This window comes from Sphingomonas faeni (assembly GCF_024273235.1).
GTDB lineage: Bacteria > Pseudomonadota > Alphaproteobacteria > Sphingomonadales > Sphingomonadaceae > Sphingomonas > Sphingomonas faeni_A.
The window spans coordinates 1-22,841 of record NZ_JANBVH010000035.1; the positions used below are offsets into that span (position 1 = coordinate 1).

Below are 22,841 nucleotides of genomic sequence, written 5' to 3' on the forward strand. Positions count from 1 at the left end.
TTGTTGCGGAAGCGCGTGTTCGTGTAGGTGTAGCCGAGGTTCACCGAATAATTCGGCGCCGGGAACAGCCCCGCCTCGAGTTCGAAGCCCTGCGAGATAACGCCGTATTTGACGTTGCCCGTGCAGGCGCCCGTCGTCGCGCTGGCATCGCGATCCGCACCGTTCAGGCTCGTATCGCAGGTGCTGATGTTCTGGACGATGAAGTTGGTGCCGTTGAAGGTGTTCAGCTGGAAGTTCTTGAACTCCTGGCGGAAGCCCGCGACGTTGAACGTGAAGTCCTTCGACGTGAACTTCAGGCCGAGTTCGTACGCGTTCACCGTCTCGGGATCGAAGCGCAGATTGGCGACGCTGGCGTTGGTCGGCGACGAGAAGACGTTCGCGGTCAGATCCGACCGGTCGAGGTTGTAGCCACCTGCCTTGTAGCCGCGCGAGAAGGACGCATACAGCAGCGTGTCGGTACGCGGCTTGTACGAGATCACGCCGGTTCCGGTGAACTCGCCTTCCTTGAAACTGTCGTTCAGGTCGAGGCCGTTCAGTGCGGAGGTCGAGTTGCCCGTGCAGGTGAGCGTGATGATACCACCGACCAGCGTCTTGAGCGCGGCCGGGACCGCGGCACTGGCCAGCAATGGGCTGAGATTGGCCTGCTGAGCCGGGCAGACCGTGTTGTTGTTGTTGAAATCGGCGTGGAAATCCTTCGCCTCGCGCGTGTAGCGCAGGCCGCCGGTGATCGAGAGCTTGTCGGTCAGCTTGAAGATGTTGTGCGTGAAGAACGCGTAGTTCTCGCTGTCCTGATAATAGGTCGAGCGCTGATCACCCAGATTGTTGAGCGTGCTGAGGCGATCGAGACCGGCGAGGATCGTGGGTCCGAGAGCACCGAACGATGCGCCGAGCGCCTGCCGCCCGTTCGCGCCGCCCAGCGCAGCCTGCGGAGTCGTGCTCAGGCAGCCCGGGTTGTTCGGGTTGCGCAATGCCGCCAGCGGATTGGCCGTCGCGACGATGCGGCACGCGGCAAATGCACCATATTGCGTGCCGAACTTGAGATTGTCGGCAACGACCAGGTCTTCCTTCGAGTAATAACCGCCGATCAGCCAGTTCAATCGGTCGTTGAACAGTGAGCCGTTCAGGCGGACTTCCTGGCTGAAGGTGTGAAACTGGCGATAGCTGTTACCGTCGTCCGCACGATAGCCGATGTCGAGATTGCCGTAATCGATGTCGGCTGCACCGCCCGATTTGTATTCCCGGTATGCCGTGATCGAGGTGAGCGACGCCCCGCCGAGATTGACGTCGATCTGGCCCGAGCCACCGTAATCGGTGGTGACGTTCGAATAGGCCCGGCCGGGCGAGTTGGCGATGCGGCGGTTATACGGATCGCCCGCGCTGGGGAACACCGCGCCCATGCTCTGCATGACCTGGACGATGCGGTTGCCCGACGGGTTGATCGCGAAATCGCCGGCGACGCCGGGGGTCGGATCGATCTTTTCCTGCGTGTTGATATAGACCGCGCCGCAGCATTTCTCGTCGCGGTGCGTGTAGTCGCCGATCAGCCGGACGGTGACGTCCGACGATGGCTCGAACAGCAACTGGCCGCGGACGAAATAGCGATTGCGGTCGTTATAGTCCGTGTCGTTGATGACGTCGTAATAATAGCCGTCGCGCTTGCCGAACACGCCGTCGAGGCGGAAGGCCAGCTTGTCCTTGATGATCGGACCGGTCAGGGCGCCGGCGATGCGGACGTTGTTATAGTTGCCGTACGTCGCCTCGGCATAGCCGCCGAAGTCATAGGAAGGCAGCTTTGTCAGGATGTTGATCGAGCCAGCGGTGGCGTTACGGCCCGACAGCGTGCCCTGCGGTCCGCGCAGAACCTCGATACGGTCGACTTCGCCGAGGTCGTTCAGGCCCGAGCCCGTGCGGCTGCGATAGACCCCGTCGATGAACACCGCGACCGAGCTTTCGAGGCCGGGATTGTCGCCGACCGTACCGATGCCGCGGACGCGGGCGGAGGCGTTGGCTTCGCTGCCGGTCGACGAGATCAGCAGCGAGGGGACGAGCTGCGTGGCCTGGCGGATGTCGTTGGCGCCGGTGTTCTCGAGCGCGGCCGAGCCGACCGCGGAGACGGCGATCGGGACGTTCGACAGGCGCTCTGAACGGCGAGTCGCGGTGATGACGATGTCGCTTGCATTGCCGCCCGTATCGGCCTGCGGCGCCACCGGGGGCTGACCGGCATCGACCGATCCCGCGGCGGTGCCGGACGTCGTCGTCGCGGTCTGCGCCTCGGGCTGGGTGGTTGGCACGTCCTGCGCGAATGCCGGGGTGACGAGCGCCGTGGTCGCGGCGGCGGACAACAGATATGCGATCATACGCATCGGCATTCTCTCCTGAGTGTTCGAATGTTTTCGAACTTATGGTTTGGACGATAGGTAGAGGCACTCCTACGTGAACGTCTAGCAATTTCCGCATACGGAAAGAGATTTTTGAATGTTATGTCTCAAAAACGCCACACAGTGACAGCGACCAAACCCTAGTTTCAAATCGCAACCGTTTGGGGTGAGGTCGGAAGGTAACCGGGGCGGCGATAGAGACGGCCTTCAGTTCCGCGGCGATCGCATGTGCCCCTTCTGCTTGCCCCTCCCTGAAAGGGAGGGGTTGGGGGTGGGTCGGCTTCCGCATTACCGACGTTGCGCCCCAAACAGGCCGACCCACCCCCTACCCCTCCCTTTCAGGGAGGGGCAAGAAGTGGACGCACCTGTTCGTTGGGCACTCCGCAAGCCGCAAGCCGCAAGCCGCAAGCCGCAGGGGCCGATAACCCGAATGCGCCGCCCCCGCGCACAAAAAAAGGCTGGCCAGCCCCTCGGGACCGACCAGCCTTTCAACTTCCAATCGCTGCGGCCGAAGCCGTTGCGAAATTACTTCGGTGCGAGCACCATCAGCATCTGACGGCCTTCCATGCGCGGATACGCCTCGATCTTGGCGATCTCCGCGACGTCGTCCTGGACACGCTTCAACAAGTTCATGCCGAGCTGGCCGTGGCTGAGTTCGCGACCGCGGAAGCGCAGCGTGATCTTGACCTTGTCGCCCTCGCCGATGAAGTCGTTCACCTTCTTCATCTTCGTGTCGTAGTCATGGTCGTCGATGTTCGGACGCATTTTGATCTCCTTGATCTCCTGCGTCTTCTGCGACTTGCGCGCGAGGTTCGCCTTCTTCTGCGCCTCGTACTTGAACTTGCCGACATCGAGGAACTTGGCGACGGGCGGATCGGCGTTAGGCGACACTTCGACCAAGTCGAGGCCGTGCTCGGCTGCCTGCTCGATCGCTTCGCGCGTGTACATCACGCCCAGATTCTCGCCCTCGTGATCGATCACGCGGACTTTCTGGCTCTGGATGAATTCGTTGAATCGCGGACCGTTCATCGCGGGCGTCTGCATCGGCCGGCGTATCGTGGGAGGACGTATGGGGGTTGCTCCTGAAGTTTCTGACAATATTTGGGCCGGCCTATAGCGTAGAAACGCGCGCCCGAACAGATGGGGAATAGCCGGCCCTTAGTTCACATATCGGGTGCGCGCGCCTCGATCGCAACCCGTGCAGTCGCATCGCCGAGCGCCATCAGCTCCTGGCCCTGGCTACCGAGACGACGAATAGCGACGGTGCCCTCGTCCGCCTCGCGCTTGCCGACCACGAACAGCAGCGGCACCTTCGCCAGCGAATGCTCGCGCACCTTGTAGTTGATCTTCTCGTTGCGCAGGTCGGTCTCGACACGGATCCCGGCCTTGCGCAAGGTCGCGGCGACCTGATGCGCATAGTCGTCGGCGTCGGATACAATCGTCGCGACGACCACCTGCACCGGCGCGAGCCAGAGCGGGAAGCGCCCGGCATGATGCTCGATCAGGATGCCGATGAAGCGCTCGAACGTGCCCAGGATCGCACGGTGGAGCATCACCGGACGGTGCCGCTCGCCGTCCGCGCCGACATAGGACGCGTCGAGTCGCTCGGGCAGCACGCGGTCCGACTGGATCGTGCCGACCTGCCAAGTCCGACCGATCGCGTCGGTCAAATGGAATTCGAGCTTCGGCGCGTAAAACGCCCCCTCGCCCGGCAGTTCCTCGAAATTCGCCTTGATCGTGTCGCTCAGACCCGACTGCATCACCGCCTCGCGCAACTCCGCCTCGGCCTTGTCCCACATCGCATCGTCGCCGAACCGCTTCTCGGGGCGCAGCGCGAGCTTCACCGCATACTCCTCGAAGCCGAGGTCCTTGTAGACGCTGTCGAGCAGCTCGCAGAATTTCCGGACTTCCTCGACCAGCTGGTCCTCGCGGACGAAGATGTGCGCGTCGTCCTGCGTGAACTGGCGGACGCGCATGATGCCGTGCAGCGCGCCGTGCGGCTCGTTGCGATGGCAGCAACCGAACTCCGCCATCCGTATCGGCAGGTCGCGGTACGACTTGATCCCCTGCTTGAAGATCAGGACATGCGCCGGGCAGTTCATCGGCTTGAGCGCCATCAGGTCGCCTTCGCCCGACAACACCGCGCCCTCGTCCTCGACGTTCGGAATCTCGTCCGGCACCACGAACATGTTCTCGCGGTACTTGCCCCAATGGCCCGACTGCTCCCACTGCTTGGCGTCCATCAGCTGCGGGGTCTTCACCTCGGCGTAGTCGGCGGCATCGAGGCGGCGGCGCATATACGCCTCCATCTGGCGCCACAGCACGAAGCCCTTGGGATGCCAGAACACCGAGCCCTGCGCTTCCGACTGAAGATGGAACAGGTCCATCTCCGCGCCGATCTTCCGGTGATCGCGCTTGGCGGCTTCCTCGAGGCGGAAGAGATGCTGGTCGAGCTGCTTCTTGTTGAGCCAGCCGGTGCCGTAGATGCGGCTCAGCATCGCGTTCTTCTGGTCGCCGCGCCAATACGCGCCCGACACGCGCGTCAGCTTGAAGGCGGCGGGGTCGAGCTTGCCGGTCGAGGCCATGTGCGGCCCGCGGCACATGTCGAGCCACTCGCCCTGGCGGTAGATCGTCAGTTCCTCGCCCTCGGGCAGTTCGGCGGCCCATTCGGCCTTGAAGCTCTCGCCCTGCTGCGTCCAGCGGTCGATCAGCTGCTGGCGCGACCAGACCTCGCGCTGGAACGGCTCGTTCCGGGCGATGATCGCGCGCATCTCGGCTTCGATCGCGGGCAGGTCCTCGTCGGTGAACGGGCGGTCCTTCGGCGCGAAGTCGTAATAGAAACCGTCGTCGGTGGCGGGACCGAAGGTGATCTGCGTGCCGGGGAAGAGGTGCTGGACCGCCTCCGCCATGACGTGGGCGAGATCGTGGCGGACCAGTTCGAGCGCGTCCGCCTCGTCGCGCGCAGTCACGAGGGCAAGCTGCGTGTCCCCTTCGAACGGCCGGTTGAGATCGCGCACCTGCCCGTCGATCCGCGCGGCGAGGGCCGCCTTGGCTAGGCCGGGGCCGATCGCCGCGGCGACATCCGCGGGGGTAGTCCCGGGCGCAACCTCGCGGACGGAACCGTCGGGCAGCGTGATTCGGAACATGGCGGACATGGGGGACTTTCTCGTGTTGGAAGAGCGCGGCTTATGCCGTCGCACGACCTATATAGGCAACCCGCTTCGCTGGAGCCATGATGTCTGGGTTCGGGCGGTTGTTAGGCAGTTGTTTGGCGTCGGTACTGTTACGCTGCTGCTGCCCGGCGCCTTACGCCTGCCAACTGCCACCGCCCTCCTCCTTTGCCCGTCATCCCAGCGAAAGCTGGGATCTCCCCATTCGGGTCGCAGCATCCGCCAACGGGGATACCCCAGCTTTCGCTGGGGTGACGGTCGGGGTTGGGGGCGACTTGGGTTGGATCAGCCGGGAAGGTCGGGTTGGGTCGGCGCTTCAAACCACCCCGAACGGGACCACCCGGTTCGCCTGCGTATGCCCGATCTCTGCCCGCCCGAGATAGGGCACGCCCATGTCGCGGCTCCAGCGCACCATCATGTAGTCGAGCGTTTCGCCCCAGGGCGGGTCGTTCTCCTGTACCGCGGTGACCGCGCCGAGCCGCAACCCCGCAATCCCCTTCAACTGCGTGGCGTTGGCGACTTTGAACAGCATGCGGTCGATCGCGTACATCGGCTCGGACACTTCCTCGACGATCAGCACGTGATCGGTGAGGTCAGGCAACCACGGCGTGCCGATCAGCGAGGTCAGGATGCTGAGGTTGAGCGCCGCCGAGGGGCGCCCGTCGAGCCCCGGTTCGAGCCCGGTCCGATCTTGGCGTACCATCCAGCCGAGCGACCGCGCGACCGTCGCCTCGCCGTCGTGGCGGTTGATGTCGCTGACCATCGGCCCGTGCACCGCCCGCCCGATCCGCCGTGCATACAGCGCACCGAGCAGGAAGCCGACGTCGGAATAGCCGAGATACGTCTTGTGGCGCGCGGCGCGGCCGAGTTCTGGCATGACCATCGCGAGGATGCGGTTCGAGCCATAGCCGCCGCGCAGGAACCAGATCGCATCGAACGCGGGATCGTTGGCGTATTCCAGGAACGCCGCCGCCCGCCGGAAGTCCGAGCCGGCGAAATGACCGTCGGTTTCCAGGCATTGCGGGTGGAAGACCAGCTCGACCTGCGGGAACGCGGTCGCCGCGTAGGCGGTGATCTTGGCAATCGCCGCGGGATTGGTCCGGCTCGACGCGGCGAGCACACCGATGCGCATTGTTCGTGTTCCCGACCTTGCCCCGTTACCAAACCGCCCATATCGCGAGCCCATGGATATCAGCAAATCTTCATTCGGGCCCTGTTTCTTCGTCGGCATCGGTGGCTCGGGCATGATGCCGCTCGCGATGATCCTCGCGGGGCGCGGCGCGACCGTCGCCGGATCGGACCGCAACCTCGACCAGGGCCGCGTCCCCGCCAAGTTCGACGACCTTGCCGCCAAAGGCGTGGCGCTGTTTCCGCAGGACGGCAGCGGGATCATTTCGGCGGATCAGTTGGTGATTGCCTCCGCGGCGATTGAGGCGAGCGTGCCGGACATGATCGCGGCGGACGCGCTTGGCTGCACCCGCTCGACGCGGGCGGCGATGCTGGCGTCGCTGTTCAACGACAGCCGGTTGCCGATCGGTGTTGCGGGGACGAGCGGCAAGTCGACCGTGACCGGCATGATCGGCTGGATCCTGCATGCCGTGGGACGCGATCCGACGGTGATGAACGGCGCGGTGATGAAGAACTTCGCCACGCCCGACGCGCCGTTCGCCAGCGCGTTGGTCGGCGAGGGCGAGGCGTTCGTCAGCGAGGTCGACGAAAGCGACGGATCGATCGCGGCCTATGCGCCGAAGATCGCGGTGCTGAACAATGTCAGCCTCGATCACAAGTCGCTGGAGGAACTGCGCGTGCTGTTCGGTGACTTCGTCGCGAAGGCCGAGACGGCGGTGGTGAATGCCAATGATCCCGACGCCATCGCACTCATCGCCCGCCTGCCGCGCGGGCAGGTGACGACGTTCGCGATCGATGCGTCGGCGGATCTGCGTGCCGAGAACCTCAGGCCCGAGCCGTTTGCGATCCGCTTCGATCTGGTGTCGCGCGGCGTGCGGACGCCGGTAAAGCTGGCGGTGCCGGGGCGGCATAATGTGTCGAACGCGCTGGCCGCGATCGGGGCGGCGATGGCGGCGGATGTGTCGCTGGCCGATGCGGTGAAGGCGATCGCGGGGTTCACGGGTCTGCGCCGGCGGTTCGACCTCGTCGGCGAGGCGGGCGGGGTCGCGGTGATCGACGATTTCGGGCACAACCCGGACAAGATCGCGGCGACGCTCGACACGCTCCACGCGTTTCCCGGGCGGCTGCTCCTGATGTTCCAGCCGCACGGCTATGGCCCATTGAAGGTGATGGGGCGCGAACTGATCGCCACCTTCGTCGAGCGGATGGAGGAGGACGATGTGCTCGTCCTGCCCGACCCGGCCTATTATGGCGGGACGGTCACGCGGGAGGTCACCAGCGCCGATATTGTCGGCCAGATCGTCGCGGGTGGTCGCGATGCCCGGCATATCGCCGACCGCGCGGAAGCGGCTGCCGCGCTGGTGGCCGAGGCGCGGCCGGGCGACCGAATCGTCGTGATGGGCGCGCGGGACGACACGCTGAGCGTGCTGGCGGCGGGAATGGTCGACGCGCTGGCTGCTCGCTGATAGGATGCGCGGCAGGAGACTGCCGATGTTCCGCCGCCTGTTCCTCGATCACCCCGCCACCGTCGGCGAAAGCTATGCCGAGCATTTCGGCGTCGCCAGCCGGTTCGGCGTGACGATGATCAAGGGCGGCCTCGGCGCGCTGGTCCATGCGTTCGTGCCGGCGTTGTGCAAGACCCGGGGGAGCGAGACGGTCGCCGAACTGCACCGCCAGATGGTCGAGAAGCGCGGCGCGGTCGCGGCCGACCAGACGCAGATGAAGACGGTCGAATTCATCATCTGACACGCGGCGCGCGGTCATTCCCTCGATCCTCCCCCGCCAGGGGGAGGTGGCTGGCGCTTGCCAGACGAAGGAGGAGGCTGGCGCCAACCTCGGTTCCATGTCCTCCCCCTCCGTCACCTGCGGTGCCACCTCCCCCTGGCGGGAGAGGATCGAGATCGCCTGTAAAGCGTCATTGACTCTTCGCCCATCCAGTGACAAGCTTCCTTTACCGATTCGAAAGGACGCTTTCTATGCTCACGAATCCTGCCATCCGCCGCTACAACCGCCGCGTCATGCTGCTCAGTATCGTCTACGCAGCCTTGCTGTTCGCGACGATCCATCTTTTCGTGCAGGGCACGCTGCACGGACCGATCGCCTATGTCGCGGCGCTGCTGCCTGCCCTGCCGCTGATCGGCATCTTCTTCGTGCTCGGCCGCTACATCGTTGAAGAGACCGACGAGTATCTGCGCATGCTGATGATCCGGCAGTCGCTGATCGCGACCGGGTTCATGCTGAGCGTCATGACCGCATGGGGATTTCTCGAAGGCTTCGGGCTGGTACCGCACATCGCCGCCTATTACGCGGCGGTGCTGTGGTTCGCGGGGCTGTGGATCGGCTGGGGCTATAACATCGCCACAATGCGCCGCGCCGCATGAAGAACCGCCTGAAGGTCTTGCGTGCCGAGCGCGACTGGAGCCAGGGCGACCTGGCCGAGCGGCTCGACGTCTCGCGGCAGAGCGTCAATGCGATCGAGACGGGGCGCTACGATCCGTCGCTGCCGCTGGCGTTCAAGATCGCCGAACTGTTCGAGATGGCGATCGAAGACATCTTCACCAGTCCGTCGAAGACGGTCTAAAGCTGGCGGCATGACCGATATCGCTCCCGCCGCCGCCACGTCTGCCGAGACGCCTCCCGCCAAGGAGCGCCCTCGGCTCGCCTATCACCACACGCCCGGTACCGGCCCGACGATCGTGTTCCTGTCCGGCTATGCGTCCGACATGACCGGAACCAAGGCGGTGACGCTGGAGGCGTGGGCGAAGTCCGAGGGGCGGGCGTTCCTGCGGTTCGATTATGGCGGGTGCGGGCAGAGCGAGGGGGCGTTCGAGGACCAGACTTTGATCGACTGGCGCGACGACGTGCTGGCGATGATCGATGCGCTCGTCGAAGACTCCGCGATCCTGGTCGGGTCGTCGCTCGGCGGGTGGCTGATGCTGCTGGCGGCGAAGATGCGGCCCGATCTCGTCAAGGGGCTGGTCGGGGTCGCGCCCGCGCCCGACTTCACCGACTGGGGCTTCACCACCGACGAGAAGATGGCGCTGCTGACCGGCCGGCGGATCGAGCGCAAGAACCCCTACGGTCCCGAGCCTACCGTCTACACCCGCGCGTTCTGGTCTTCGGGCGAGGCCAACCGGCTGATGTTCGGCGAGATCGCCTTCGACGGCCCGGTGCGACTCGTCCAGGGGCAGCGCGATCCGGACGTGCCGTGGCAGCGGACCGCGCGGCTCGCCGAGCTGTTGCGTTCAGCCGATGTGCAGACATGGCTGGTCAAGGACGGCGACCACCGCCTGTCGCGCGATCCCGATATCGCGCTCATCATCCGGGCGGTCGAGGATGTGATCGCCGCCTTATGATCCTTACGCTGCTGCTCGCCGCTGCTCCCGTTCTAGCTGGCCCCGTTCAAGCCGGCCCCGTCGATGCGCAGGAGGGGCGGTTTCGGCAATGCGTCGCGCTGACGCAGACCGATCCGGCGGCGGCGCGGGCCGAGGCCGGGCGCTGGCGGATCTCGGGCGGGCGGTATTTCGCGCGGGAATGCGCGGGGATCGCGTTTGCGGCGGAGAAGAGCTGGCCGGCGGCGGCGGGGGAGTTCGAGGAGGCGGCGCGCGAGGCGCAGCTTGCCAAGGACGCGCGGGCGGCAAATTATTGGGCGCAGGCGGGCAATGCGTGGCTCGCCGCAGCGCAACCGGCCAAGGCGCGGGCAGCGCTCGATTCGGCGCTGACCGCGGGGACGCTGACCGGGTTGCCGCTGGGTGAGGCGCAGCTCGATCATGCGCGCGCACTGGTGGCGACGGGCGACCTGGAATCGGCGCGGACCGATATCGACCTGGCGCTGACCAATGCCGCGGACGATCCGCTGGCGTGGCTGTTGTCGGCGACGCTGGCGCGGCGCGAGGGAAATCCGGCGCGCGCGAAGAAGGATATCGGCGAGGCGCTGCGGCGATCGGCGGACGATGCTTCGGTGCAGCTGGAGGCTGGGAATATCGCGGCGCTGGCGGGCGACGAGGATGGGGCGCGGGCGGCCTGGGGTCAGGCGGCGCGGCTGGCGCCGGATACGGCGGTCGGGCGGAGTGCGGTGGCGGCGTTGCGGCAGTTCGATACGCCGGCCAAATAGGGTGACGCTGCTCCCCTCCCTGGAAGGGAGGGGTTGGGGGTGGGTTGGCTGGTGGGGCACGGTATCGCCAGCCAACTAGCCGACCCACCCCCGGCCCCTCCCTTTCAGGGAGGGGGGGAGAACTGGGTTGCAGCCCTTTCACGCCCCTGTCCCCGTTCCTATCTGCTGGTCCGAACAACCCTCGGAGCCAGCATGAAATATCTCCACACGATGATCCGCGTGACCGACCCGGCGAAGACGATCGCGTTCTTCGAGCTGCTGGGGTTGAAGGAAGTCCGGCGGATGGAGAACGAGAAGGGTCGCTTCACGCTGATCTTCCTGTCCGCGCCCGGCGACGAGGGCGCGGAGGTCGAGCTGACGCACAATTGGGATCCCGAGGCGTATGGCGAGGGGCGCAATTTCGGTCACCTGGCGTACCGCGTCGACAATATCTACGACACCTGCCAGCGGCTGATGGACTCGGGCGTGACGATCAACCGGCCGCCGCGCGACGGGCACATGGCGTTCGTGCGTACCCCCGACAACATCTCGATCGAGCTGTTGCAGGCGGGCGGCGCGCTCGATCCCGCCGAGCCCTGGGCGTCGATGCCGAACACCGGCAAGTGGTGATCCGCTGATGCTCGATATCGTCCGCGTTCCGGTGCTTTCCGACAATTACGCCTGGCTGATCCACGACACCTTGTCGGGCGAGACGGTGGTGGTCGATCCGGGCGAGGCCGCACCGGTGATCGCCGCCGCCAAGAAGCGCGACTGGCGGATCGACCGGGTGTGGACGACTCACTGGCATCCCGATCATACCGGCGGGAATGCCGAGATGAAGGCGTATGGCGCGACGATCGTCGGCCCGGCGGCGGAGGCGGACAAGATTCCGGCGCTCGACGAGCAGGTCGGCGAGGGCGATGTAGTCCGTCTTGGTGCGCACGAGGCGACCGTGATGACGGTGCCGGGGCATACGCAGGGGCACATCGCGTTCCACTTCGCCGACGATGCGGCGATCTTCACCGGCGATACGCTGTTCGCGATGGGCTGTGGCCGGCTGTTCGAGGGCACGCCGGCGGACATGTTCGCGAACATGCAGCGATATGCGGTGCTGCCGGACGAGACCGAGGTGTTCTGCGGGCATGAATATACGCAGAGCAACGGGCGGTACGCGCTGGTCGCCGAGCCGGACAATGCGGCGATCGTGACGCGGATGGCCGAGGTGGATGCGGCGCGCGCCAAGGGCGAGCCTACCGTGCCGACGACGATCGGGCTCGAACGCGCGACCAATCCGTTCCTGCGGGCGACGTCGGTCGAGCAACTTGCCGCGTATCGTGCGGCGAAGGATGATTTTCGCGGGTAAAGGGCGTATGGGGATGGCGGGGGTTTTGAGGAGCGTTGCGATGCGGATGCGGACCCTGCCACTCTTGATGCTGCCGGCGCTTTTGCTGGGCGCGTGTACGCAGACCCAGGCGGAGGTCGAACGCGCGCAGGTGCGCGAGGCTGGCGTACAGGAGAAGCTGGCGAAGGAGCTGGCTGGGCTGGTGCCGGGCAAGCCGACGACGTGTATCAACCAGTTTCCGCAGAAGCAGAGTGCGGGCTACGGCGCGACGATCCTGTACCGGGTGAATAAAGGGCTGGTGTATCGGAGCGATACGGCGGGCGGATGCGAGGGGATCGCGCGCGGCGACATCCTGGTGACGCGGACGCCGAGCGGGCAGCTTTGCCGCGGCGATATCGCGCAGACGTTCGATCAGGTGGCACGCTTTCCGACCGGGAGCTGCAGCTTCGGCGAGTTCGTGCCGTATCGCAAGCCGTGATGCGCGCGCCGGTTCTTGCGGCGCTGGCGCTGCTGACGGTGGGGACGCTGGTGGCGGGGAATTCCGATCCGCTGGCGGACCGGGTGGCGGGCAAGCCGGTGCGGTGCATCGATATCCAGTGGAACGGCGGGCCCGAGATCGTCGATTCGCAGACGATCCTGTACCGGGAATCGGGCAAGCGGATCTGGAAGACCGGGCCGGTCGGCGAGTGCGCTTCGCTGCGGCCGCTCGATACGGTGATCGTCGAGGTTTATGGCGGGCAGTTGTGCCGGAACGATCGGTTCCGGACGGTGTCGGTGGGCATGTCGATACCGTCGGGATATTGCCGGTTCCGGGATTTTACGCCGTTTGACAAGGTGAAGTAAGGGAACACTACGCTACCAAACCGCACCACCCCGGCGGAGGCCGGGGCCCAATTGGGAGACGGTGCTGACCGAGCACGGCGCTCCGTTACTCCGACCTTGCCAATTGGGCCCCGGCCTTCGCCGGGGTGGTTGCGAGTGGTTAGCGCCTTTCGATCACCAGCCCCCTCCCTCGTCATCCTGACGAAAGTCAGGACCCAGAGTACCACGCGGCCCCCTAGTAACTCTGGGTCCTGACTTTCGTCAGGATGACGGATACGCGTTATTTCCGTGCGGACTACGCGTCACTCTCGTGCGGACGACGGCGGGCTTAGTCGGCGAACACCGCGGCGCGCTTTTCCATGTTGGCGCGGACCTGCTCGACTTGGTTGGGCGTGCGGATCACCTTCAGTTGCTCTTCGGTCTCGGCGAGCAGTACCGCCGCGGCGTCCGCATCTGCTGCGAGGTTGTAGAGGCGCTTCGAGCCCTGGATCGCGTGGGGGTTCCTCGCCGCGATCTCGCGGGCGAGCATCATCGCTTCGCCGAGCGGGTCTTCGGACAGGCGCGTGACGAAGCCGTGCCGCAATGCCTCCGCGCCATCGAACTCGCGTGCGGTGTAGGTCAGTTCGCGCAACACGTCGTCGCGGGCCAGCGTGCGCCAGAGGGCGATTCCGGCCATGTCCGGCACCAGACCCCAGTACGTCTCGCGGATTGCGAAGCGAGCGCCCGGATGCGCGATGCGGATGTCGGCGCCGGACATGATCTGGAAGCCGCCGCCGAACGCGACGCCGTGGACCGCGGCGATCACCGGCATCGGCAGGGTGCGCCAGCCCCACGCGACCTGCTGCGGAAGATTCGCGCCCTCCTCCGTCCGGTCGCCGAGCGCCAGCCCCGAGCCGCCACTCGCCATCGACCCCATGTCGAGGCCGGCGCAGAACGCCTTGCCGTCCCCCGACAGGACGACGCAGCGGACGTTATGCATCCCCTTGAGCTGGTCGATCGCGGCGGCGATGCCCTCGAACATCGCGGGGTCGATCGCGTTCATCTTGTCGGCGCGGTTGAGGCGGACGTCGGCGATGCCCTCGGCGACGGAAATCGTGACCCGGTCGTTCATTCTGGCGATCCTCTCGATCTTTGCAGCAACGCTAAACGCCCCCGCCGCCTCCCGCAATGTTGCGCGCGCTCACACGGCGTGTAGAGGCTCGCGCATGGCTGGTTTTGATCCACAATGGTTTGCGACGCGCGGGTTCGGCGGGCACGGCGCCGCGCTGGGGATGCGCTATCACGCACATGGCGACGACTGGGCGGAGCTTGCGCTGCCCTATGACGAGCGGCTGATCGGCGATCCAGCGAGCGGCGTGATCGCGTCGGGGCCGATCATCACGATGATGGACATGGCGACGAGTCTGGCGATCTGGATCAAGCGCAACGCGTTCGTGCCGCATGCGACGCTCGACCTGCGAGTGGATTATCTGCGGCCGGCCACGCCGGGGAAGACGGTGATCGGGCGCGGCGAATGCTACCGGATCACGCGCTCGATCGCGTTCGTGCGCGGGCAGGCGCATGACGGCGATCCGGGGGATCCGCTAGCGCATGTCGCGGGGACGTTCATGGTGGTCGGTGATGTCGCCGGCATGGGTCTCAACAGAAGGATCGAGGCATGACGATCGGCCTGCCGCCCTATGCGGAGATTCTTCGCGTGTCGGTCGAGGTCGAGGACGGCGCGCCTCCGGTGTTGGTGATGCCGTTTGCCGATGACGTGCTCGGGCGGCCAGGGTTCTTGCACGGGGGTGCGATCTCGGGGTTGCTGGAAATGGCGGCGATCGCGGCTTTGCAGCATGCGCTGGAGGCTGAGGGTGGCGGCGCGATCAAGCCGGTGAATGTTACGGTGGATTTCATGCGCGGTGGTCGGGACAAGCCTACGCGGGCGGCTGGCGTGGTGACGCGGTTGGGGACGCGGGTGGCGAATGTCGAGGCGACCGCGTGGCAGGACGAGCGGGAGAAGCCGATCGCCGCCGCGCGGATGAATTACCTGATCGTGCGGGACTGACTTCCTCCCCTCCCGCAAGCGGGAGGGGACCGAGGGGTGGGCGCCCGGCTTCGGCATTGGCTGCCGGTGCGATAATGGCGCGGCATACTGCGACGTCAGCAATCGAGGACAACGCGTGCCCACCCCTAGCCCCTCCCGCTTGCGGGAGGGGGGTGGCATCGTGGTTATTTCGCGGTCAGCTTGATCAGGCGGCCTTGCGATTCGCCGCCGTCTTCCAGCACCCAGATCGCGCCGTCGGGACCTTGTTCGACTTCGCGGATTCTTGCCCCCATGTCCCATTGGTCGCCCTTCGCGGCGCTGGCGCCGTTCAGGTCTACGCGGACCAGCGCCTTCGACGACAACCCGCCGATGAACGCGTCGCCCTTCCACTGCGGGAACATGCTGCCCGAATAGATCATCAGACCGCCTGGCGAGATCACCGGGTTCCACGATACCTTGGGCGGCTCATAGCCGTCGCCGGGCTTGTGATCGGGGATGTCGCGGCCGTCATAGTGGCTGCCGTTCGAGGCGTTGGGCCAGCCGTAATTGAGGCCGGGCTTGATGAGATTGACCTCGTCGCCGCCCTTGGGACCCATCTCCTGCTCCCAGAGATTGCCTTGCGCGTCGAACGCGATGCCGAGCAGGTTGCGGTGGCCATAGCTCCAGATCTCGGGTGCGAAGCCCTTTGCCGCGAGCGGGTTGCCAGACGCGGGCTTGCCGTCGAGCGTGAGGCGCAGCACCTTGCCGAGCGTGACCTTAGGGTCTTGCGCGGGCGTGAATTTCTGGCGATCGCCATTGGCGAAGAACAGGTATTTGCCGTCGGGCGAAAACGCGATGCGGCCGGAGTAATGACCGTTGCCCTCGACGAACGGGCGGGCGCTGAACAACGCTTCGATCTCGCCGAGACGCTCGCCACCACCGCCATTGGGGCGCAGGCGACCGCGGGCGAGGACGACGCCCTTGCCGCCCTCTCCTGCTGTCGAATAGCTGAAATACACGCGGTTGCTGGTTGCGAAATCGGGAGCGAGGACGACGTCCATCAGGCCGCCCTGCCCTGCCGAATCGACGGTGATCGTCGCGACCGTCTGGCGCGTCTTGCCGTCGGCGGAAACGAGCAGCATCTGGCCCTGTTTCTCCGTCACCAGCATGCGCGTGTCGGGCAGCACCGTCATCGCCCAGGGCGACTCGAAATCGGCGACCACCGTTGCCTTGAACGGCTTGCCCCCCGGTGCCGGTTGCGCAGAACAGGCGGTCGAGGCGAGCAGCGTGGCGGACAGCAGGCTGGTGGCGAACAGCGTTTTGCGAATCATGATTGTCTCCCGGAAACCTCTCCGCAAACGCGGCGTGACCAATGAAGGTTGCGCCCGCTTGCGGACCAGCGCCACCCCGCGTATAGAGGCACCACTTCTCTACATCGCCAGATGAAGAGGCTGCGGGGCTTGCTCCGCGGCGGCAATCACCTGTGCTTTGGCCCTGTTTGGAATTTCGATGGCGAATATCGCCCTGCTGACCGACCTGATCGAACCCGAGGCGAAGGCGCTCGGCCTCAGCCTCGTGCGCGTCCGCATGCAGGGCGGCAAGTCCGATCCGACGTTGCAGGTGATGGCCGAGCGCCCAGATACCCGGCAGCTGGTGATCGAGGATTGCGCCGAACTGTCGCGCCGCATCTCCGACAAGTTCGATGCGCTCGAAGCCGAGGGCAAGGATCCGGTCGGCGAGGACGCGTATCGTCTCGAGGTATCGAGTCCCGGTATCGATCGCCCGCTGACCCGGCTCCAGGACTTTGCCGACTGGGAAGGCCAGGAGGCGCGTATCCGCCTCGTCGAGCCGTTCGAGGATCGCAAGCAGATTTCGGGTAACCTGATGGGCGTCGAGGGGACGAAGATCACCGTCGACGTCAACAAGCACAAGATCATGACGATCGACTTCAGCCAGGTCGCCGACGCCAAGCTCGTCATGACCGACCGACTCATCGCCGCGACCGCGCCGCTTTCCACCGAAGGCGCGGACGAAGTTTTCTATCAAGACGTGGCCGAGCCTGATGCTCAGGGCACCGAGACCGAAGAAGGACAGCATTGATGGCCACGGCAGTCACCGCAAACCGCGCGGAACTGATCGCGATCGCGAATTCGGTCGCGTCGGAGAAGATGATCGACAAGGCGATCGTGATCGAGGCGATGGAGGACGCGATCCAGCGCGCCGCCCGCTCGCGCTACGGCGCCGAGAACGACATCCGCGCCAAGCTCGATCCGAACACCGGCGATCTGCGCTTGTGGCGCGTCGTCGAAGTGGTCGAGGCGGTCGACGATTATTTCAAGCAGGTCGACGTCAAGGGCGCGCAGAAGCTGCAGAAGGACGCGGCGCTGGGCGACTTCATCGTCGATCCGCTGCCCCCGATCGAGTTCGGCCGCATCGCCGCGCAGGCTGCCAAGCAGGTCATCTTCCAGAAGGTCCGCGACGCCGAGCGCGAGCGCCAGTTCGAAGAATATAAGGACCGCGCGGGCGAGATCATCACCGGCGTCGTCAAGCGTGTCGAGTTCGGCCATGTCGTGGTCGACCTGGGCCGCGCCGAGGGCGTCATCCGCCGCGACGCGCAGATCCCGCGCGAAGTGGTGCGCGTCAACGACCGCATCCGCTCGCTGATCCTGAACGTCCGCCGCGAAAACCGTGGGCCGCAGATCTTCCTCAGCCGCGCGCACCCAGACTTCATGAAGAAGCTGTTCGCGCAGGAAGTACCCGAGATCTACGACGGCATCATCGAGATCAAGGCCGCGGCCCGCGATCCGGGTTCGCGCGCGAAGATCGGTGTCATCTCGCATGATTCGTCGATCGATCCGGTCGGCGCGTGCGTCGGCATGAAGGGCTCGCGCGTCCAGGCCGTCGTGCAGGAAATGCAGGGCGAGAAGATCGACATCATCCCCTGGTCGCCCGACATCGCGACGTTCGTCGTCAACGCGTTGCAGCCGGCGTCTGTGTCGCGCGTCGTGATCGACGAGGAAGAAGAGCGCATCGAAGTGGTCGTTCCCGACGATCAGCTTTCGCTGGCGATCGGTCGTCGTGGCCAGAACGTACGGCTCGCGTCGCAGCTGACCGGCAAGGCGATCGACATCCTCACCGAGGCCGATGCGTCGGAGAAGCGCCAGAAGGACTTCGTCGAGCGTTCGGCGATGTTCGAGAAGGAGCTCGACGTCGACGAGACGCTCGCACAGCTGCTGGTCGCCGAAGGGTTCACGAACCTGGAGGAGGTCGCCTATGTCGAGGTCGAGGAGATCGCCGGCATCGAGGGCTTCGACGAGGACCTGGCGGGCGAGTTGCAGAACCGCGCGACCGAGGCTTTGGAGCGTCGCGACGCTGCCAGCCGCGAAGAGCGTACCGCGCTCGGCGTCGAGGACGCGCTGGCCGGTATGCCGTATCTGACCGAGGCGATGCTGGTCACGCTCGGCAAGGCGGGCATCAAGACGCTCGACGACCTCGCCGATCTCGCGACCGACGAGCTGGTCGAGAAGAAGCGCGTCGAGCCACGTCGTCGGAATGAGGACGCTCCGAAGCGGCCCGAGCCGAAGGGCGGGATTCTCGCGGAATATGGTCTCAGCGACGAGCAGGGCAACGAGATCATCATGGCCGCGCGCGCGCATTGGTTCGAGGATGAGGCTCCCGAGGCTTCGGCTGACGAAGTCGAGGCGGACGAAACTCCGGTGGAAGAGGCTGCGGCTGACGACGCCGTGGTCGAGGACACTGCGACTGAAGAGACGACGGCCGACGAAGCCGTGGCTGAGGACGCTTCGGCGGACGACGCTTCGGTCGAGGACGCCGCGGACAAGACCGACACGAAGAGCGAGGGCGACAAGGCCTGATGCCCTTCGTCAGCATCCGCATCTCGGGGTCCGCCACCAAGGACCAGAAGTCCGGCATCGTCGCCGACGTCACCCAGTCGCTCGTGCAGCGGCTGGGAAAGAACCCGGCTGCGGTGCAGATCGTGATCGAAGAAATCTCGACCGAGAATTACGGCGCGGGCGGCCAGTTGCTGGTCGACCGCGACGCCGCGAAAGCAACTCCGGCGCAGGAGGACGCACATGCGGAACCCTCCCGATGAGGCGCTAGGCGCTACCGAAACCCTGCCTTCCTCCCCTCCCGCAAGCGGGAGGGGACCGAGGGGTGGGCGCCCGGCTTCGTCAAAACGCGACGCTTCGGCTAAGTCTCACGCTTCCAAGGCTAAAGCTAAGGGCGGCAATGGAGGTGAGCGCGAGCCCACCCCTAGCCCCTCCCGCTTGCGGGAGGGGAATGATGACGCGCCCGTTCGGAAGTGCATTCTCTCGGGCGAGCGTGATGTGCGGCCCCACCTCGTGCGACTCGCATTGTCGCCCGATGGGCAGATTCTTCCCGATGTGCGGGCCAAGGCTCCCGGCCGTGGCGCGTGGATCGGGGTGACTCGAGTCGAGCTTGAAGCCGCGATCAAGAAGGGCAAGCTTAAGGGGGCGCTCGCTCGGGCGTTCAAGACCGGCGAGTTCACGATCGATCCCGAGCTTCCCGCCAAGATCGAATCCGCACTCGAGCGTAACGCGCTCGACCGGCTCGGGCTCGAATCGCGCTCTGGCACGGTGCTGATCGGCTCCGACCGGATCGAGCAGAATGCCCGTCAGGGGAAGCTGAAGACGCTGTATCATGCGTCCGACGCGGCCGAGGATGGCAACCGCAAGCTCGATCAGGCGTGGCGCATCGGCAACGATGTCGAAGGCTCGGGTTTGCGGGGGTTGGCACTCCCTGTGTCGCGCACCATATTGGCGTTGGCGCTGGGACGGGAAAATGTGGTACACATCGGCCTGACAGACCGCGCTGCAGCAAAGCGGGTGAGCGAAGCGCTCGACCGTTGGCTGCATTTTATCGGCTCCGAACCTTCTTCCGTGTCTTGCGAAACGGCCTCGCAGGGCGCATCGGCGTCACAAAATATAGGGGCGTCCGGATCGACCGGACAACGCCCGGCCGTGGACATGACTGAGGAATTTGAGTGAGCGACACGGACAACGAGAAGCCGAAACTTGGCATGCGCGCACCTTTGGGTGTGAAGCGCACGGTCGAGACCGGCCAGGTGAAGCAGAGCTTCAGCCACGGCCGATCGAATACGGTGATCGTGGAAACCAAGCGTGCGCGCGTCCTGCGCCGTCCGGGCGAGCCCGACGTGCAGGTCGCGGACGCCCCGGTTGCCGCGCCCGCCCCGGCTGCGGCCCCCGCCGCTCCGGCCCCGCAGGCGCGCGCGCCGCAGCCTGCGCCTGCCCCCGTGCGCCAGCAGCAGAGCAATCTGTCGCCGCAGGAGCGCCAGGCCAAGCTGCTCCGCGAGGCCGAAGAGCAGCGCATGAACACGCTGGAAGAAGGGCGTCGTCGCCAGGAGGCCGAACGGGCCAAGGCGATCGAAGACGAGCGTAACCGCGCCGCCGAGCGTGCGCGCGCCGAGGCGGAAGCCAAGGCGCCGAAGCCGGTCGAGGCCCCTGCGCCTGCACCAGCCCCCGTCGTCGAAGCGGCTCCCGCTCCGGTCGCGGCACCGACGCCTGCGCCGGCTCCGGTCGAAGCTCCCGTTGCTGCGGCGCCTGCCCCGGCTCCGGTCGCTGCGCCGAAGCCTGCGCCCGCGCCGGTCGCGGCGGCGCCTGCACCGGCTCCAAAGCCTGCCCCGGCTCCTGTCGCACCGCCGGCACCGCCGCCCATTCTGGAACTGACCCGCGATCCGGCATTCCCGGCACCGCGCCGGTTCTCGCCAGTCGCGCGTCCAGAGCGTCCTCCGCCGCCACCGAAGCCTGTCGCGGCCCCCGCTGCCGCAGCGCCGGCAACGACCGGCAACGCCGGCACGACCGCCGCGCGTCCCGGCGCGACCGGCGCGAATGCTCCGGCCGGTGGCATCCGTCGCGATGCCGTCCCCGCGCGTCCACAGCAGCGTGACCGCAAGGGCGACGATCGTCGCACTTCGGGCAAGCTCACCGTCAACCGCGCGCTTGGCGATGGCGATGGTGCACGCGCTCGCTCGCTCGCCGCGCTGAAGCGTGCGCGTGAGAAGGAGCGTCGTGGCACCGGTGGTCCGCGCGAGCCGCAGGCCAAGCAGGTCCGCGACGTGGTCGTCCCAGAGGCGATTACGGTGCAGGAACTCGCCAACCGTATGGCCGAGAAGGGTGCAGACCTGGTCAAGGCGCTGTTCAAGATGGGCATGCCCGTCACGATGACGCAGACGATCGACCAGGACACCGCCGAGTTGCTCGTCACCGAGTTCGGCCATAACCTGACGCGCGTCAGCGATGTCGACCAGGATCTGGCCAACGACACGATCGACGATGCCGAGGAGACGCTGCGCCCACGTGCCCCGGTCGTCACGATCATGGGTCACGTCGATCACGGCAAGACGTCGCTGCTCGATGCCCTGCGCGGCACCGACGTGGTGCGCGGCGAAGCGGGTGGCATCACCCAGCATATCGGCGCCTACCAGGTCACGCTGAAGGACAAGTCGAAGATCACCTTCCTCGACACCCCGGGCCATGAGGCGTTCACGCAGATGCGTGCGCGTGGCGCGGACGTTACCGACATCGTCATCCTGGTGGTGGCGGCGGACGACGGCCTGATGCCGCAGACGGTGGAGGCGATCGCCCACACCAAGGCGGCGGGCGTGCCGATGATCGTCGCGATCAACAAGATCGACAAGGAAGGCGCCAATGCCCAGAAGGTGCGCGAGCGCCTGCTGAGCGAGGAGATCGTGGTCGAGGACATGGGCGGCGACGTCCAGGACGTCGAAGTCTCCGCGACCAAGAAGATCGGTCTCGACGCGCTGATCGAGAAGATCCAGCTCCAGGCCGAACTGCTCGAACTGCGCGCCAATCCGGATCGTGCCGCCGAGGGTACGGTGATCGAAGCCAAGCTCGACAAGGGTCGTGGCCCGGTCGCGACGATCCTCGTCAACCGCGGTACGCTGCGGGTCGGCGACATCTTCGTGGTCGGTGGCGAGAGCGGCAAGGTCCGCGCGCTGGTCGACGACAAGGGCAAGCAGATCAAGGAAGCGGGTCCGGCGATGCCGGTCGAGGTCCTTGGCCTGTCGGGTGTTCCATCGGCGGGCGATCCGTTCCAGGTGGTCGAGAACGAGGCACGGGCCCGCGAAGTCGCGGAATATCGTCGCAGCGTGAAGACCGACAAGCGGACCGCCTCGGTTCCTGCCAGCCTCGAGAGCATGTTCTCGGCGCTGAAGGAAAAGCAGGCGATCGAATATCCGCTGGTCGTGAAGGCGGATACGCAAGGCACCGTCGAGGCGATCGTCGGGGCGATCAACAAGATCTCCACCGACCTGATCAAGGCGCGCGTGCTGAGCTCGGGCGTCGGTGGCATCACCGAGTCGGACGTGACGCTTGCCGCCGCTTCGGGTGCGCCGATCATCGGCTTCAACGTTCGCCCGAACGCCAAGGCACGCGAGATCGCCGAGCGCCAGAAGGTCGCGTTCAAGTACTATGACGTGATCTACGACCTGATCGACGAGATCCGGGCGGGGATGGCAGGCGAGCTTGGGCCGGAAGCGTTCGAGACGGTCGTCGGTCGTGCCGATATCCGCGAGGTCTTCTCGGCGGGCAAGCACGGCAAGGCGGCGGGTCTGCTCGTCACCGAAGGCAACATCCGCAAGGCGCTCAAGGCACGCATCACGCGCAACGACGTCATCATCTACCAGGGCGAAATCGCATCGCTGCGTCGCTTCAAGGATGATGTCGCCGAGGTCCGTGCGGGGCTGGAGTGCGGCGTGACGTTCACGTCGAACTTCGTCGACATCAAGGCCGGCGACGTTCTCGAGACGTTCGAAGTCGAGATGCGCGAACGTACTTTGTAACTGACTGCTCCCCCTCCCGCTCGCGGGAGGGGGTTGGGG

23 protein-coding genes are annotated in these 22,841 nt (G+C 66.0%); 17 read left to right on the forward strand and 6 right to left on the reverse strand.

What is annotated here, in order from left to right; translation table 11 throughout:
- The 4 genes from NLI89_RS16625 to NLI89_RS16640 form a co-directional block, all read right to left on the reverse strand.
- On the reverse strand, window positions 1-2,363 hold a 2,363-nt coding region (locus NLI89_RS16625), incomplete at its 3' end, for a TonB-dependent receptor (protein WP_254688053.1).
- Window positions 2,364-2,903: 540 nt separating this feature from the next.
- Entirely contained in the window at window positions 2,904-3,407 is a 504-nt protein-coding gene (infC, locus tag NLI89_RS16630) for a translation initiation factor IF-3 (protein WP_093398812.1), read from the reverse strand.
- 134 nt (window positions 3,408-3,541) lie between these two features.
- Window positions 3,542-5,533 carry a threonine--tRNA ligase gene (gene thrS, locus NLI89_RS16635; protein ID WP_254688054.1) on the reverse strand — a complete coding sequence of 664 codons (1,992 nt, stop codon included), beginning with the start codon at window positions 5,531-5,533 and terminating at the stop codon, window positions 3,542-3,544.
- Window positions 5,534-5,864: 331 nt separating this feature from the next.
- A complete protein-coding gene (locus NLI89_RS16640) occupies window positions 5,865-6,680 on the reverse strand; it encodes an LD-carboxypeptidase (protein ID WP_254688055.1) in 816 nt (271 codons plus the stop codon).
- Between the two features lie 52 nt (window positions 6,681-6,732).
- Between NLI89_RS16640 and NLI89_RS16645 the strand changes: the two genes are divergently transcribed.
- From NLI89_RS16645 to NLI89_RS16690, 10 genes are all read left to right on the forward strand, one after another.
- Entirely contained in the window at window positions 6,733-8,142 is a 1,410-nt protein-coding gene (locus tag NLI89_RS16645; protein WP_254688056.1) for a UDP-N-acetylmuramate--L-alanine ligase, read from the forward strand.
- Between the two features lie 25 nt (window positions 8,143-8,167).
- Entirely contained in the window at window positions 8,168-8,422 is a 255-nt protein-coding gene (locus NLI89_RS16650; RefSeq protein ID WP_254688057.1) for a DUF6356 family protein, read from the forward strand.
- Between the two features lie 230 nt (window positions 8,423-8,652).
- Window positions 8,653-9,057, forward strand: a complete 405-nt coding sequence (locus NLI89_RS16655; protein ID WP_254688058.1) for a hypothetical protein — start codon at window positions 8,653-8,655, stop codon at window positions 9,055-9,057.
- Entirely contained in the window at window positions 9,054-9,257 is a 204-nt protein-coding gene (locus tag NLI89_RS16660; RefSeq protein ID WP_254688059.1) for a helix-turn-helix transcriptional regulator, read from the forward strand. The genes NLI89_RS16655 and NLI89_RS16660 overlap by 4 nt, the downstream gene beginning before the upstream one ends.
- A 10-nt stretch (window positions 9,258-9,267) precedes the next feature.
- A complete protein-coding gene (locus NLI89_RS16665) occupies window positions 9,268-10,032 on the forward strand; it encodes an alpha/beta fold hydrolase (protein WP_254688060.1) in 765 nt (254 codons plus the stop codon).
- Window positions 10,029-10,790: a hypothetical protein gene (locus tag NLI89_RS16670; RefSeq protein WP_254688061.1), complete on the forward strand. Its 762-nt coding sequence runs from the start codon at window positions 10,029-10,031 to the stop codon at window positions 10,788-10,790. Before NLI89_RS16665 ends, NLI89_RS16670 begins: the two co-directional genes overlap by 4 nt.
- 192 nt (window positions 10,791-10,982) lie before the next feature.
- The gene (locus NLI89_RS16675) at window positions 10,983-11,399 is read left to right on the forward strand and encodes a VOC family protein (protein ID WP_254688062.1); all 417 of its coding nucleotides are present in this window, start codon (window positions 10,983-10,985) and stop codon (window positions 11,397-11,399) included.
- A gap of 7 nt (window positions 11,400-11,406) precedes the next feature.
- Window positions 11,407-12,132, forward strand: a complete 726-nt coding sequence (gene gloB, locus NLI89_RS16680) for a hydroxyacylglutathione hydrolase (RefSeq protein WP_254688063.1) — start codon at window positions 11,407-11,409, stop codon at window positions 12,130-12,132.
- A 40-nt stretch (window positions 12,133-12,172) separates the two neighbouring features.
- Window positions 12,173-12,589, forward strand: coding sequence for a hypothetical protein (locus NLI89_RS16685; protein ID WP_254688064.1), 417 nt, complete (start codon window positions 12,173-12,175; stop codon window positions 12,587-12,589).
- On the forward strand, window positions 12,589-12,954 hold the full coding sequence (locus NLI89_RS16690) for a hypothetical protein (protein ID WP_254688065.1): 366 nt from the start codon (window positions 12,589-12,591) through the stop codon (window positions 12,952-12,954). The genes NLI89_RS16685 and NLI89_RS16690 overlap by 1 nt, the downstream gene beginning before the upstream one ends.
- Window positions 12,955-13,261: 307 nt before the next feature.
- On the opposite strand, the gene NLI89_RS16695 is transcribed toward NLI89_RS16690, so the two are convergent.
- A complete protein-coding gene (locus tag NLI89_RS16695; protein ID WP_254688066.1) occupies window positions 13,262-14,044 on the reverse strand; it encodes a crotonase/enoyl-CoA hydratase family protein in 783 nt (260 codons plus the stop codon).
- A gap of 94 nt (window positions 14,045-14,138) precedes the next feature.
- Here NLI89_RS16695 and NLI89_RS16700 point away from each other — a divergent pair, with 94 nt between their 5' ends.
- Together NLI89_RS16700 and NLI89_RS16705 are read left to right on the forward strand one after the other, a co-directional pair.
- Window positions 14,139-14,594, forward strand: coding sequence for a PaaI family thioesterase (locus tag NLI89_RS16700; RefSeq protein ID WP_121904285.1), 456 nt, complete (start codon window positions 14,139-14,141; stop codon window positions 14,592-14,594).
- Window positions 14,591-14,980 (forward strand): PaaI family thioesterase, encoded by a 390-nt coding sequence (locus tag NLI89_RS16705; RefSeq protein ID WP_254688067.1) that lies wholly within the window; start codon window positions 14,591-14,593, stop codon window positions 14,978-14,980. The genes NLI89_RS16700 and NLI89_RS16705 overlap by 4 nt, the downstream gene beginning before the upstream one ends.
- A gap of 164 nt (window positions 14,981-15,144) precedes the next feature.
- On the opposite strand, the gene NLI89_RS16710 is transcribed toward NLI89_RS16705, so the two are convergent.
- Entirely contained in the window at window positions 15,145-16,269 is a 1,125-nt protein-coding gene (locus tag NLI89_RS16710; protein WP_254688068.1) for a PQQ-dependent sugar dehydrogenase, read from the reverse strand.
- A 178-nt stretch (window positions 16,270-16,447) separates the two neighbouring features.
- Here NLI89_RS16710 and rimP point away from each other — a divergent pair, with 178 nt between their 5' ends.
- The 5 genes from rimP (at window position 16,448) to infB (ending at window position 22,802) form a co-directional block, all read left to right on the forward strand.
- Complete coding sequence (rimP, locus tag NLI89_RS16715) at window positions 16,448-17,038, forward strand: ribosome maturation protein RimP (RefSeq protein ID WP_254688069.1); 591 nt, start codon at window positions 16,448-16,450, stop codon at window positions 17,036-17,038.
- Window positions 17,038-18,813 (forward strand): transcription termination factor NusA, encoded by a 1,776-nt coding sequence (gene nusA, locus NLI89_RS16720; RefSeq protein ID WP_254688070.1) that lies wholly within the window; start codon window positions 17,038-17,040, stop codon window positions 18,811-18,813. The genes rimP and nusA overlap by 1 nt, the downstream gene beginning before the upstream one ends.
- On the forward strand, window positions 18,813-19,052 hold the full coding sequence (locus NLI89_RS16725; protein ID WP_254688071.1) for a tautomerase family protein: 240 nt from the start codon (window positions 18,813-18,815) through the stop codon (window positions 19,050-19,052). The genes nusA and NLI89_RS16725 overlap by 1 nt, the downstream gene beginning before the upstream one ends.
- Window positions 19,053-19,227: 175 nt before the next feature.
- Entirely contained in the window at window positions 19,228-19,968 is a 741-nt protein-coding gene (locus tag NLI89_RS16730) for a DUF448 domain-containing protein (protein WP_254688072.1), read from the forward strand.
- Complete coding sequence (infB, locus tag NLI89_RS16735) at window positions 19,965-22,802, forward strand: translation initiation factor IF-2 (RefSeq protein ID WP_254688073.1); 2,838 nt, start codon at window positions 19,965-19,967, stop codon at window positions 22,800-22,802. The genes NLI89_RS16730 and infB overlap by 4 nt, the downstream gene beginning before the upstream one ends.
- The last annotated feature ends 39 nt before the right edge of the window (window positions 22,803-22,841 follow it).